This is a genomic window from Nocardiopsis endophytica (assembly GCF_027706725.1).
Classification (GTDB): Bacteria; Actinomycetota; Actinomycetes; order Streptosporangiales; family Streptosporangiaceae; genus Nocardiopsis_A; species Nocardiopsis_A endophytica.
Genome location: NZ_JAQFWQ010000009.1, coordinates 25,055 through 37,382, shown reverse-complemented (window position 1 = coordinate 37,382; position 12,328 = coordinate 25,055). Strand labels below are relative to the sequence as shown.

Here is a 12,328-nt window from a genome sequence, read left to right as displayed (position 1 = left end):
TCAGACCACCGGCGCTCAGCCGACGGCGCCGTCCAGGGCGTCCTTGAGCTCCTTGGCCTCGTCCGGCGTGAGCTCGACGACGAGGCGCCCGCCGCCCTCGAGCGGGACCCGCATGATGATGCCGCGGCCCTCCTTGGTGACCTCCATCGGACCATCGCTGGTCCTCGGCTTCATCGCCGCCATGCCGTATCCCCTTTCATAAGGAAACTCTCGCGGTGGGCCCCCTCCGGCACCGTGCGGTGCGCCGGAGGCGCACCCGGTCCGATTCCGGGTCCCGTCCGCGCGACTCAGGGTTTCGATCCCTGTTCCGTCATTATCTCGGTTTTGCGACCGGAATGGGAACGATCGGACAGCCGCCGGGCCATCGGCTCCGAGGAATCCGAACAGTAAGGTTATAGCCGCAGCGCCGGAACGCGGGCGCCGGCACCGTTCACCCGAGCCGATCTGGAGTCCCACGTGGCCGACAACGACGCCGACACGGGCGCACCCGAGAGCGTCTCCTACGACCTGAGCGACGGGGTCGCGACCATCACCCTGGAGCGCCCCGACGCGATGAACTCGCTCACCCGGGCCGCCAAGGACGAGCTGCTCGCCGCGGTGGAGCGCGCCAAGTCCGACGCGGGAGCGCGTGCGGTGCTGCTCACCGGCTCGGGCCGGGCCTTCTGCGCCGGCCAGGACCTGCGCGAGCACGCCGAGAACCTGTCCGAGGGCAAGGGCCTGGACGGCACGGTGCGCACGCACTACAACCCGATCGTGTCCGCGCTGGCGAGCATGCCCAAGCCGGTGGTGGCGGCGGTGAACGGGGTGGCGGCCGGGGCCGGCGCCGCCCTGGCGTTCGCCTGCGACCTGCGGGTGGCCTCGGAGAAGGCGAAGTTCTCGATGGCCTTCGCCGGGGTGGGCCTGGGCGCCGACTCGGGGGCCTCCTGGACGCTGCCGCGCCTGGTCGGGCACGCCCGCGCCGCCGAGATGCTGATGCTGGCCGAGCCGGTGGACGCGCAGCGTGCGCTGGAGATCGGCCTGGTCAACCGGGTGGTCCCGGCAGAGGAGCTGGCCGGTGCCGCCCGGGAGCTGGCCGAGCGCCTGGCCCAGGGCCCCACGGTGGCCTATGCGGCGATCAAGGCGGAGCTGGCGTTCGGCTCGGGCCTGGACCTGGCCAACGCGCTGGACATGGAGGCGAGCCTGCAGGAGCAGTGCGCGCAGACCCGCGACCACAAGAACGCCACACTGGCATTCCTGGAGAAGCGCACCCCGGAGTTCGAGGGGCAGTAGCCCCGTTCCCCTGCCCGTGAATGCAATTGCGTGCGGGGAGCGGCGCCGCCCCTCCCCGCACGGCCCTCCGACGGCCGGGGCCGGGGAGGGCCCAGGGGTCCTGCGGGTCACGGCCTGCCGCACGGCGGCCGGGGACGACCCTCGCCGCGTCGCCACGGGCCGACAGCGCCCCGGGCCGACTCCCCCGGTCTCCAGGGAGCACAACGGACCTGCGACGGGCCCACCCGGACGCCGCCCGGGACGGCCGTGGTCCGGACGACGCCCATAGGAGAGGGTCGTGTCCCTTGGAGTGGTGTGATGTCCATCCGCCCGGGTCGGCCCGCCGGTGACGGCCCTGGGGCGGGACCGGCCCACCTTCCCGGACCGAGCTGACACCCGTCCCTCCGGCGAGGCGGCCTCCGGCCGCCCGCCGGGGGCGGTCACAACCGGCGGAAGCCGCACCACTCGGCGGCATTCGGCGGGACACCCTCTAGGAGAGCGTCCCCGTGGAGATCATCGTCGTGCCGTCGTGGGAGGTCGCCTCCCACCGGGCCTCCAGCGTCTCCTCGGCACCGCCCTCGCTCAGGGTCAGCGTCGAGGAGTCCACGCACCGGTCGTCCGGGTCGTAGGTCTCCACGTAGTCGAAGACGAGGCGGCCCCCCTCCCGCTCCTGCAGCGTGAGGCTGCCGCGGCAGTTCAGGGTGAACCACTCCGAGCTGCCGCGTTCGGCGCCCGTCTCCAGCCGCACCCGGGCGTCCCAGTCCGTGACGTGCTCGCCCGCCTCGTTCTCCTGGATCATCTTGCCCTCCCAGGTGCCCGCGAAGGTGTCGGGCACGCTGGCGCCCGGCCCCGGGTCCTGGTCCGGGCCCGGACCGAGCACGAGGGCCGCGGCGGTGCCCCCGGCGACGACCACGGCCGCTCCCGCGGCGACGGAGGCGACGACCCAGCCCTTGCGGCGCCGGGCCGTGTGGCGGGTGGAGCGCGGCGGCGGGTACAGCGACATCCTCCGCACCGGCGAGGGGGCCTCCCCCTCCTCGTGGGCCGGGCGGGGCGGTGAGCCGCTCACCGGGCGCCCCAGGGGCGCGCGGCGGGGCCCGGCCTTCCGTGCATCGCTCTCATCTCTTCCTCCCACGCGAACCGGTTCGGGCCCGGATCGCCCGTCCAGCGATCGAGGATAAGCGACCCCGCGGGCGCCCGCTCCGCGCCCCGGGCGCTCAGGCGCCGCGCCCCAGGAAGCACGTGGCCAGGTGGTCGTCGACCACCCCGGTGGCCTGCATCGCGGCGTAGGCGGTGGTGGGGCCGACGAACCGGAACCCGGCCCTCTTCAGCCGCTTGGCCAGCGCCGTGCTCTCCGGGGTGGACGCGGGAACGTCGGCGTCCCCGGCGGGGGCGGGCCGCCCCGGCTCCGGGGCGTACTCCCACACGGCCGCGGCCAGCCCGCCCGGCAGCTCCAGGGCGGCCCGCGCGTTGCCGATGACCGCCTCGATCTTGGCCCGGCTGCGGATGATGCGGGCGTCGGCGAGCATCCGCTCCACGTCGTCCCCGCCGAAGGCCGCCACCTCCTCGATGGCGAACCCGGCGAAGTGCTCGCGCAGCGCCTCGCGCTTGCGCAGCACGGTCAGCCAGGACAGCCCGGCCTGGAACGCCTCCAGGCTGACGCGCTCGAACATGCCCTGGTCGGTGCGGACCGGCCGCCCCCACTCGGTGTCGTGGTAGGCGGCCAGGTCGGGGGTGCCCAGCGCCCAGGTGCAGCGGGGGCGCCCGTCGGGCCCCGCCGGCGCCGGAGCGTGCGGGGCGGTGTCGTTCGCGGTCATCGGGTCCTCCCGGCCGGGTTCGCTGTCGGGGTGCCGGGAGGGGCGGGTTCAGCCGTGGGCGGCGCGGCCGGCCGCGGCGTCCTCCCGCGGGGCCGCCTTCGCCTCCGGGCCGGCCCCGTCCTCCGGAGCCGCGTCCCGCCCGGGGGCGGGGGCCTCGGAGGGGCCTGGGGCCTGGGGCGCGGGCGCGCCCGCGCCGTGGGAGGGGGCGGCCGCCCGGGGCTCGGAGGGTCCGGCCTGCGGGGGCCGGATCGCCGCGGGACCGCCCACCGGGGGGCGGGGGTAGAGCACCCGCGGACCGGTCGGGGCACCGCCCTCGGCCAGGCGCCGCTCCAGGTCGGCGATGCGCTCGTCCCGCTCGGCCAGCGCCGCCGAGAGCCTGCGCAGCACCTCGTCGACACCGCGGACATGGTAGCCCCAGAACGCCAGCGGCAGTGCGATCCGGCCCACGTCCGCCGGGGTCACCGGCCGGTCCTCGGGCAGGTCCAGGGGCGGGTGGTCGGCCTCGAAGCGGGCCAGTTGGCCGCCCTTCCCCATGACCGCGTAGGCGACGCCGGCGAGAACGGCGACCGCCGACAGCGAGATGAGGATGAGGATCGTTGGATTCACGGATCCGATCGTGCCACATCGGCGCGGACCGCGGACGGGCCCCGGCGTGGCAGACTCGGCGGTATGGCGATGAGCGGCGGGAACGGGGACGCGCATGGGTCGGCACGGGTGCTGGAGCCCGGGGCGGCGGCGCCGGAGGGCGCCGTGGACGCCGGGCACCGCCCGCCGCCCGGGCGGGTGCGCGCCCTGGCCGCCGACGGCGCCCCGGTGCTGGTGCGGTGCGAGGCCGACGACCCGGCCGAGGGCGCGGCCCTGGTCGCCCTCTACGCGTGGCTGGGGGCGCGGCTGTTCACCAGTGCGCACCCCCGCGCGGCCCGCCAGGCACTCGACATGGCCCTGACGGTGCGCGGTGACCGCGCCCCGGCGGCCGTCCGCCGGGGCCTGGCCTAGCTCCGTCGATCTCGGGAGAAGCACCCCTGAGAACGGTCCACGAGCTACGGGTTCTTCGGGTGCCGGTGTCCTTCCCGGCCAGGGCGGTGGCCGCAGGGCTCCATGATCGCGGGTGCACAGGTGGCCCCGGCGGTGACCCGCCTGGCGGGTCGCCGCCGCCGGTGCTCCCGGAGCCATAGCGAGGGGGCACCGACTCATCCCGGGGCAAGCCGCCCGTGCCCCCACACCGAAAACCCAGAACTCCAGGCGGCCCGGTGGCGTCGTTTCTCCCGAGATCGACGCCGGACCTGCCCCCGTGCTACCGCTCGTCGCGGATCGCCTCGGCCTCTTCGGCGACGGCGCGCACCTCGGTCTCCCGGCGCGCCTCGCTCTCGCGGCGGGCCGCCATGTCCGCGTGCGCCTTGGCGATGACGTCGACGACCTCGCCCGGGTCGTCGGTCAGGTACATCAGGTCCGGGTCGTCCGGGGAGATGACCTCCTCCTCGCGGAGCCGGTTGCGGATCCAGTCCACCAGCCCGCCCCAGAAGTCGGTGCCCACGAGCACCACCGGGAAGCGGGTGACCTTGCCCGTCTGCACCAGGGTGATCGACTCGAACAGCTCGTCCAGGGTGCCGAAGCCCCCGGGCAGCACCACGAACGCCTGCGAGTACTTCACGAACATCGTCTTGCGGACGAAGAAGTACCGGAAGGTGACGCCCATGTCGACGTAGTCGTTGAGGGACTGCTCGAACGGCAGCTCGATGCCCAGGCCGATGGAGGGTCCCCCGGCCTCCTGCGCGCCCTTGTTGGCGGCCTCCATCAGGCCCGGCCCGCCGCCGGTGATGACCGTGTACCCGGCGCGCGCCAGGTCGCCGCCGATGGTCTCGCCCAGCCGGTAGTGGTCCGACCCCGGCCGGATGCGGGCGGACCCGAACACGCTCACCGCCGGTCCGACCTCGGAGAGCAGCCCGAAGCCCTCGACGAACTCCGACTGGATCCGCAGCACCCGCCACGGATCGGTGTGCACCCAGTCGACCGGTCCCCTGCGGTCCAGCAGCCGCTGGTCGGTGGTGGTCTCCGGGATGGCGCGGCCGCGGTAGGTCAATGGGCCCGCCCGGCGGATCTTGTCAGCATCGGTCATGGAGACAAACTATCCCCGGCGGCAAGGCGGGCGCCCGCGCCGGCGCCGTCCGCGGCGAACCGTTCGCTCAGGCGCCGCCGCCGGTCAGCCATTCGGTCATCCGCCGCTCGGCCTCGTCGACCAGCGCCAGGTCGGCCCACTCGTCGCGGGTGTGGGCCAGGGTGGGCTCGCCGGGGCCGTAGTTGACCGCCGGGACCCCCAGCTCGGCCATCCGGGCCACGTCGGTCCAGCCCAGCTTGGCGCGGGCCCGGCCGTCGCCGACCGCCGCCACGAACTCGGCCGCCGCCGGGTCGTCCAGGCCGGGGCGCGCGGGCGGCGCGGCGTCGGTGACGCGCACGTCGAACCCGTCGAAGACCTCCCGCAGGTGGGCCTCGGCGTCCTTGACCGACAGGTCGGGGGCGAACCGGTAGTTGACGGTGACCGTGCACTCGTCGGGGATGACGTTGCCCGCCACGCCCCCGGACGCGAAGACCGCGTTCAGGCCCTCGTGGTAGCGCAGCCCGTCCACCTCCGGCTCGCGCGGGGTGTAGGCGCGCAGGACGTCCAGGATGCGCCCGGCCTCGTGGATCGCGTTGTGCCCCATCCACGAGCGGGCGCTGTGGGCCCGCTCACCGCGGGCGATGACCTCCACCCGCATGGTCCCCTGGCAGCCGCCCTCGATGGCGCCCCCGGTGGGCTCCATCAGCACCGCGAAGTCCCCCGCCAGCCAGTCCGGGTGGTCGCGGGCCAGCCGACGCAGCCCGTTGCGCTCGGCGTCGACCTCCTCGCAGTCGTAGAAGACGAAGGTGAGGTCGTGCAGGGGCTCGGTGAGCGCGGCGGCCAGGCGCAGCTGCACCGCCACCCCGCTCTTCATGTCGGAGGCGCCGCAGCCGTAGAGCCGGTCCCCCTCGCGCCGCGACGGCACGTTGCCCACGATCGGCACGGTGTCGATGTGCCCGGCGAGCACGACGCGCTTGGCGCGGCCGAGGCCGGTGCGGGCCACCACGGCGTCGCCGTCGCGGTCCACCCGGAGGTGCGGCAGGCCAGAGAGCGCCTGCTCGATCATGTCGGCCAGGGCCCGCTCGCCGCCGCTGACCGACTCGGTGTCGACGAGGCGGGCGGTGAGGGTGCGGACGTCGTCTGCGAGGTTGAGCATCGCCGGAACCTTCGGGGTCGGGTGCGGGGGCGGAGGCGGGGGCGCACGGGAGCGCGCGGGCCGCCCCGCGGTGCGGGGCGGCCCGGTCCGCCGGGAGGCGTCAGGCGTTGACGCCGTGCTCGCGGAGCATGTCGTTCAGGGCCAGCTTGTCGTGCTCCTGCCCCTCCTCCAGGCGCTTGAGCACCAGCAGCACCGGCATGCCGAAGTCGCCGCCGGGGAAGCTCTTGACCCGGTTGGCGGTGACGCACACCGACCAGGCGGGGGCCTCGCCGCGGGGCAGCTCCTCGCCGGTCTCGGCGTCGTAGACGCGGGTGGAGGAGGTCAGGATGGTGCCCGCGCCGAGCTTGGCGCCGCGGCGCACCCGGGCGCCCTCGACGACCATGCTGCGCGAGCCGAGGAACGCGTCGTCCTCGATGACCACCGGGGAGGCCTGCGGGGGCTCGAGCACGCCGCCCACGCCCACGCCGCCGGACAGGTGGACGTTCTCGCCGACCTGGGCGCAGGAGCCCACGGTCGCCCAGGTGTCGACCATGGTGCCCGAGCCGACCCAGGCGCCGAAGTTGGTGAAGGAGGGCATCAGCACGACGCCGGGGGCCAGGTGGGCGCCCCAGCGGGCGATGGCGCCCGGGACGACGCGCACGCCCTCGAAGCGCTTCTTCAGCGGGATGCGGTCGTGGTGGTAGAAGTCGCCGACCTGCGACTCCTCCATGCCCAGCACACGGAAGCTCAGCAGGATCGAGCGCTTGGCCCGCTCGTCGACGACCACCTGGTCCGAGTCGGGGTCGACGAAGGCCACGCGCGCCTTGCCGGCGTCGAGTTCGTCGACCGCGCCGATGATGGTGTCGCGGGCGGCGGTGTCGTCAGGGGTCAGCTCGGAGCGGCGCTCCCAGAGCTCGTCGATCTCCTTGGGGAGCGGACTGGTGAACGAGGTGGTCATGGGAGGTGAGCCTACTGGTTCGCGGGCGCGCCGACGAACCGGCGCACCCTCCGGGTGGCCGCCCCGGCGCGGGGACGGTACGCTCCGGCGCGGCGCCGCCTGCACGGCGGTTCCCCCGGAGACGCTCTACCATTTCGGGTAGCGAACACCCCGGTTCAACGGCGTGAGACCCGCACTCCCCCGCATCACGTCCGGGGGCCGGTCCCTGTCCGTCGGGGCGCACGGCCGCGCAGCGCGGCCCGCCCCATGACTCCAACGGCCTGCCTGTGCACGAGAAGACCCGTCCGAAGAAGCGGAAGAAGATCTCCGCCTTCGTCAAGATCCTCGCCGTCCTGACCGTCGTCTGCGGCGCCCTGGTGGCGGCCGGCTACTACGTGATCAGCTCGGTCGAGCCGGTGGAGATCGACCCGCCGGTCGCCGCCGGGTGCAGTGTGCGCGTCGAGGGGACCACCGACCCGCTGGAGCCGGAGCAGGCGGCCAGCGCCGCCACCGTCGGCGGGGTGGCCTTCAGCCGCGACCTGCCCCAGCACGCCGTGGTCGTGGCCTACGCCACGGTGTGGCAGGAGACGAAGTTCTTCAACATCGACTACGGCGACCGCGACTCGCTCGGGCTGTTCCAGCAGCGCCCCTCCCAGGAGTGGGGCTCCCCCGAGCAGATCATGGACCCCGTCTACGCCAGCAACGAGTTCTACGAGCACCTGGAGAAGGTGGACTCCTACGCCGACATGCCGGTGTACGAGGCCGCCCAGGCGGTGCAGCGCAGCGCCGACGGGTTCGCCTACGACCAGCACGAGAACCGCTCCCGGCTGATGGCGCGCGCCTTCACCGGCGCCGAGGGGCCCGCGCTGACCTGCTGGCCCGAGCAGCCGGGCCGCACCCCGGGCGAGTCGCCCTCGCCGTCCCCGTCCCCGTCGGCCTCCCCCGACGTGGACGGCGCGGTCGAGGAGATGAAGCGGGTGTTCGGCGCCGACCCGGGCGCGCTGCCCTCGCCCGGTGAGCAGCCGCAGACGGGCGACCTGGGCTGGGCGATGGCGCTGTGGGCCGTGGCCAACTCCGAGGAGTACGGGATCACCTCGGTCGGCTATGAGGACCAGCGCTGGACCGCCGAGAACGGCCAGGAGGGGTGGCAGAGCGTCCCCGACCGCGCCCCGAACGGCCAGGTGGTGCTGGGCTAGGCGGTGCTGGGCTGACCCGCCCGCCCCGGCGCCGCTCCTGCGCCGTTGATCTCGGGAAATGCGCCCCTAAGAGCTCGCGCGGATAGGCGGGCGCGCCGCAGGGGCCGAGCCTCGCGCCCCGTCGCCGACCGCCGCCCCCGTATCGTTGATCTCGGGGAAGCCGGGGTAAAAACGGACAGCATAAGCCCGACTTCCCCGAGATCAACGCCGAGAACACACGCCTGTCCGCGCGCCTTCTGAGACCGGCTCGATGAGCCCTACCTCCCCGAGACCGGCGAGGTAGGGGGGACGCTCAGGCCAGCCGCTTGACGGCGGCGTCGATGCGCTCGTCGGTGGCGGTGAAGGCCACCCGCACGTGTCCGGTGCCCGTGGGGCCGTAGAAGTCCCCGGGGGCGACCAGGATGCCGCGCCCGGCCAGCTCCGCCACGGCGCCCCAGGCGTCCAGGTCCGGGCGGGAGGCCCACAGGTACAGGCCCGCCTCGGAGTGGTCGATGGTCCACCCGGCCGACTCCAGCGCCGCGCGCAGGGCGGCGCGGCGGGCGCCGTACCGGGCCTTCTGCTCCTCGGCGTGCGCGTCGTCGTCCAGCGCGGCGCCCATGGCCGCCTGCACCGGCGCCGGGAGGATCATCCCGGCGTGCTTGCGCACCGCCAGCAGCTCGGCGATCAGCTCGGAGTCCCCGGCGACGAACCCGGCACGGTACCCGGCCAGGTTGGAGCGTTTGGAGGTGGAGTGCAGCGCCAGCAGGTTGGCGTGCGAGCCGCCGCACACGTCCGGGTGCAGGACCGACAGCGGGCGCTCGCCCTCCCAGTCCAGGTCCAGGTAGCACTCGTCGGAGGCGACGATGACCCCCTGTTCGCGGGCCCAGGCGACCACCTTGCGCAGGTGGTCGGCGCCGAGCACGCGGCCGGTGGGGTTGGCCGGGGAGTTGATCCACACCAGGCCCGGGCGCTCGGGGCCCAGCGCGGTGAGCCCGTCGGCGGGCAGCGGGCGCGCGCCCGCCAGGCGGATCCCGGCGTCGTAGGTGGGGTAGGCCAGCTCGGGGTGGACGACGGTGTCGCCCTCGCCCAGGCCCAGCAGCGTGGGCAGCCAGGCCACCAGCTCCTTGGTGCCGATGGCGGGCAGCACGTCCTCGTCCGGGTCGGCCTGCACGCCGTGCCTGCGCTCCAGCCACCCGGCGACCGAGGCGCGCAGCGCCGGGGTGCCGTGCGTGGCCGGGTACCCGGGGGCGTCGGCCGCGTCGGCCAGCGCCCGCCGCACGACCTCGGGGACCGGGTCGACCGGGGTGCCGATCGACAGGTCCACGATCCCGTCCGGGTGGGCCGCGGCCGTCGCCTTGTGCGGCGCGAGGCGGTCCCAGGGGAAGACCGGCATCCGGTCGGCGAGGCGTCGTCGTTCCGCCATCACAATCTGCTCCACACGGCTCGGTCCCGCCCCCTCGTGTCACGGGGGTGGGCGCTGACGGGACCGGGCCCGGCGGTGCCGGACCCGGTCCCCTGGCTCCGGAACGGCCCTCCCCGCGCCGCACGCGCGCCAAGCGGCGCCGTGCGGCGCGGGCCGTCGGCCGCCCCGGTGTCGCCCGCGGTCCGGGCGCGGCCGGCGTTCCGGCTACTCGCCTTCCGCCTGCGGGGGCAGCTTGGCGATGATCGGGTGGTCGGTGTCGTACTTGCCGACCTTGGACGCCCCTCCAGGGGACCCGATCTCGTCGAAGAACTCGACGTTGGCCTTGTAGTACTCGGACCACTGCTCGGGCAGGTCGTCCTCGTAGTAGATGGCCTCCACGGGGCACACCGGCTCGCAGGCGCCGCAGTCGACGCACTCGTCCGGGTGGATGTAGAGCATGCGCTCGCCCTCGTAGATGCAGTCGACAGGGCACTCCTCGATGCAGGCCTTGTCGAGCACATCGACGCACGGCTGCGCGATGACGTAGGTCACGTCGTTACTCCTCTTCGGTCTTCGCCACGTTGACCGCGTGCAAGGGTCTTCGCTGTCGTAGCCTGGGCGACGCCGGGCATCCGGCACGCGGACTCGCCGGGCTCACGTCAGACGATTCGCAGATTCCAGTATTGCGCTCAGCGGGCCCACGTGCCCAATTGGGGGTCGGATCCAGTGGGGTACGGGGCACGCATGGCCCGTGAGGCCTCCCCCGGGGACGTGGGGCGCCGCGCCGTGCTTCGCGTGCGGCTGCCCGACGGCCGGTTCCGGGATATCGTCGGTGTCCTGGAACGGTGGAGTGACGGCACCATCTCGGTGCGCAGGCGCGACGGGGCGCCGGTCGAGGTGGCCGAGGCCGACGTCGCCGGGAGCAGGCTGGTGCCGCAGAGCCCGCCCGAGCGGCGCCGGCGGACCCGGGGCGGCCCCGACACGGAACGGTAGGAACGGACGACAGCGGAGCCGGACCGGCAACGGAGCGCCCGGCAGGGGGAGGTGCCGACCCACGCCATGCAGGAGACCGTCGCGTCCGCGCTCGCGCAGCTGGCCCGGCTGGACCCGCGCGCCGCGCGCCTGGCCGAGAACGCCCTGGCCTCCCTGACCGGGGGCGGCGAACTGGAGGAGCTGACGCAGCGGTCGGTCCAGGAGTTCTGCTGGTACGTGCTGCCGGTGCGGTTCGCCGGCGAGACCGGCGAGCGCATGCTCACCGCCCGCTCGCTGGGGCGCCTGTTCTCCCTGCTGGACCTGGACCGCTACGCCGCGATCTGCTCGTCCACCACCACCCGCGCCATCCTGGACGCCCACTCCTCGGGCCACGACAGCGGCCTGGCCGCCTACCGCCGGGCGATGCGCGCCTCCGGGGTGGAGCCGCCCGACCTGCCCGAGCTGACCTGGGGCACCGCCCTGGGCACCGCCGAGATCTCGGCGCACCAGGCCACCTCGGCCGCCCTGGAGCTGGCCATCGCCGCGGGCGAGGTGCGGCCGGGCACCCGGGGCTGGCGCACCGCCCAGGAGCGGTTCGCCCGCGCCTTCCTCACCCAGCCCGACGGGCAGGGGCGCAGCCGCCTGGACCGGGTGCGCGAGGAGCGGGTGCGCGGCTGGCTGGGCTCGCCCTCGCACCCGCACCGCCAGCGGCTCTGGCCGCTGCTGGGCCAGCTCATCGTGGGCGCGGAGCCGCCGCCGGACGCCGACGCGGCGCTGGCGCCGGTGCACCGCCTGCTGGACTTCGCCGACGAGGGCATCGGCCTGACCCAGATCGGCTACATCTCCCCCACCGTGGTGCGCGAGCTGTGCGCCGAGTTCGACTGGGCCACCTCGCCCTCGCCGCCGCGCAGCGAGACCGACGCCATGCAGCTCATCTCGCTGCACAAGCTGCTGCGCGGGATGCGCGCGGTGCGCAGGGCCGGACGCCGCATGGTGCTGACCCGCCGCGGGCGGCGGCTGCACGGCGACGGCGCCGAGCTGTGGCGCGCCGTGGCCGACAGCGTGCTGGACTCCGACGGGTTCGCCCAGGCCGCCACCGAGACCCTGCTGGGGCTGCTGCTGCAGCGCTCCCCGCGGGCCACCGGCAGCCACGCCCGCGCCGAGCGCTCGGACGTGATGGAGGAGGCGCGCCAGGTCCTGGCCGAGGCCGGGTGGGGCGGCGACGCGTCCGGGGACTCCCCGGCCACCGCCCAGGTGCACGCGGTGCTGCTGCAGGTCACCTGGCTGCTGGAGACGCTGGGCTTCGTCCGCCGCAGCGACCTGGTCGGCGGCACCGGCACCCCGGACCTGACCCGCAGCGGCCAGGCGTTCGCCCTGACCGCCATGCACCGCTCGGCCACCGCGCCGAGCACGTCGCTGTGACCGGCGCGACCGGGACGGCCGGAGCCGTGACCGGGGCCGCGCCCCGGGCGCACGCGGCGGTGGCCTCGACGGGGCCGTTGTCGTTCCGGCGGCTTCGGCGGCGGATTCGGCGGCGCCTCCGTCGGGAT

14 protein-coding genes are annotated in these 12,328 nt (G+C 74.9%); 5 read left to right on the top strand and 9 right to left on the bottom strand.

Annotation, left to right across the window (positions count from 1 at the left end; all coding sequences use genetic code 11):
- Window positions 1–15: 15 nt before the first annotated feature.
- Entirely contained in the window at window positions 16–183 is a 168-nt protein-coding gene (locus O4J56_RS05145) for a DUF3117 domain-containing protein (RefSeq protein WP_083932818.1), read from the bottom strand.
- 273 nt (window positions 184–456) lie between these two features.
- Here O4J56_RS05145 and O4J56_RS05140 point away from each other — a divergent pair, with 273 nt between their 5' ends.
- Window positions 457–1,269, top strand: a complete 813-nt coding sequence (locus O4J56_RS05140) for an enoyl-CoA hydratase-related protein (RefSeq protein ID WP_270683937.1) — start codon at window positions 457–459, stop codon at window positions 1,267–1,269.
- Window positions 1,270–1,738: 469 nt separating this feature from the next.
- Here the strand turns inward: O4J56_RS05140 and O4J56_RS05135 are convergent, their stop codons facing one another.
- From O4J56_RS05135 to O4J56_RS05125, 3 genes are all read right to left on the bottom strand, one after another.
- Complete coding sequence (locus tag O4J56_RS05135; protein WP_270683936.1) at window positions 1,739–2,314, bottom strand: hypothetical protein; 576 nt, start codon at window positions 2,312–2,314, stop codon at window positions 1,739–1,741.
- A 148-nt stretch (window positions 2,315–2,462) separates the two neighbouring features.
- Entirely contained in the window at window positions 2,463–3,062 is a 600-nt protein-coding gene (locus O4J56_RS05130; RefSeq protein WP_270683935.1) for a DNA-3-methyladenine glycosylase I, read from the bottom strand.
- Between the two features lie 48 nt (window positions 3,063–3,110).
- Window positions 3,111–3,668: a hypothetical protein gene (locus O4J56_RS05125; protein ID WP_270683933.1), complete on the bottom strand. Its 558-nt coding sequence runs from the start codon at window positions 3,666–3,668 to the stop codon at window positions 3,111–3,113.
- Between the two features lie 63 nt (window positions 3,669–3,731).
- On the opposite strand from O4J56_RS05125, the gene O4J56_RS05120 reads away from it, so the two are divergent.
- Window positions 3,732–4,058 (top strand): hypothetical protein, encoded by a 327-nt coding sequence (locus tag O4J56_RS05120; RefSeq protein ID WP_270683931.1) that lies wholly within the window; start codon window positions 3,732–3,734, stop codon window positions 4,056–4,058.
- A gap of 298 nt (window positions 4,059–4,356) precedes the next feature.
- On the opposite strand, the gene O4J56_RS05115 is transcribed toward O4J56_RS05120, so the two are convergent.
- The 3 genes from O4J56_RS05115 to O4J56_RS05105 form a co-directional block, all read right to left on the bottom strand.
- The gene (locus O4J56_RS05115) at window positions 4,357–5,178 is read right to left on the bottom strand and encodes an LOG family protein (protein ID WP_270683929.1); all 822 of its coding nucleotides are present in this window, start codon (window positions 5,176–5,178) and stop codon (window positions 4,357–4,359) included.
- A 67-nt stretch (window positions 5,179–5,245) separates the two neighbouring features.
- Window positions 5,246–6,313: a succinyl-diaminopimelate desuccinylase gene (gene dapE / locus O4J56_RS05110; RefSeq protein ID WP_270683927.1), complete on the bottom strand. Its 1,068-nt coding sequence runs from the start codon at window positions 6,311–6,313 to the stop codon at window positions 5,246–5,248.
- 100 nt (window positions 6,314–6,413) lie between these two features.
- Window positions 6,414–7,250: a 2,3,4,5-tetrahydropyridine-2,6-dicarboxylate N-succinyltransferase gene (locus O4J56_RS05105; RefSeq protein ID WP_270680753.1), complete on the bottom strand. Its 837-nt coding sequence runs from the start codon at window positions 7,248–7,250 to the stop codon at window positions 6,414–6,416.
- 266 nt (window positions 7,251–7,516) lie between these two features.
- Between O4J56_RS05105 and O4J56_RS05100 the strand changes: the two genes are divergently transcribed.
- Window positions 7,517–8,425 (top strand): hypothetical protein, encoded by a 909-nt coding sequence (locus O4J56_RS05100; protein ID WP_270683925.1) that lies wholly within the window; start codon window positions 7,517–7,519, stop codon window positions 8,423–8,425.
- Between the two features lie 292 nt (window positions 8,426–8,717).
- Here the strand turns inward: O4J56_RS05100 and dapC are convergent, their stop codons facing one another.
- Complete coding sequence (dapC, locus tag O4J56_RS05095) at window positions 8,718–9,827, bottom strand: succinyldiaminopimelate transaminase (protein WP_270683923.1); 1,110 nt, start codon at window positions 9,825–9,827, stop codon at window positions 8,718–8,720.
- Between the two features lie 204 nt (window positions 9,828–10,031).
- Complete coding sequence (gene fdxA / locus O4J56_RS05090; protein ID WP_017556681.1) at window positions 10,032–10,358, bottom strand: ferredoxin; 327 nt, start codon at window positions 10,356–10,358, stop codon at window positions 10,032–10,034.
- A 192-nt stretch (window positions 10,359–10,550) separates the two neighbouring features.
- Here fdxA and O4J56_RS05085 point away from each other — a divergent pair, with 192 nt between their 5' ends.
- Both O4J56_RS05085 and O4J56_RS05080 read left to right on the top strand, forming a co-directional pair.
- Window positions 10,551–10,799: a putative acetyltransferase gene (locus O4J56_RS05085; RefSeq protein WP_270683921.1), complete on the top strand. Its 249-nt coding sequence runs from the start codon at window positions 10,551–10,553 to the stop codon at window positions 10,797–10,799.
- Between the two features lie 66 nt (window positions 10,800–10,865).
- Window positions 10,866–12,200 carry a hypothetical protein gene (locus O4J56_RS05080; RefSeq protein WP_270683920.1) on the top strand — a complete coding sequence of 445 codons (1,335 nt, stop codon included), beginning with the start codon at window positions 10,866–10,868 and terminating at the stop codon, window positions 12,198–12,200.
- Window positions 12,201–12,328 lie beyond the last annotated feature (128 nt).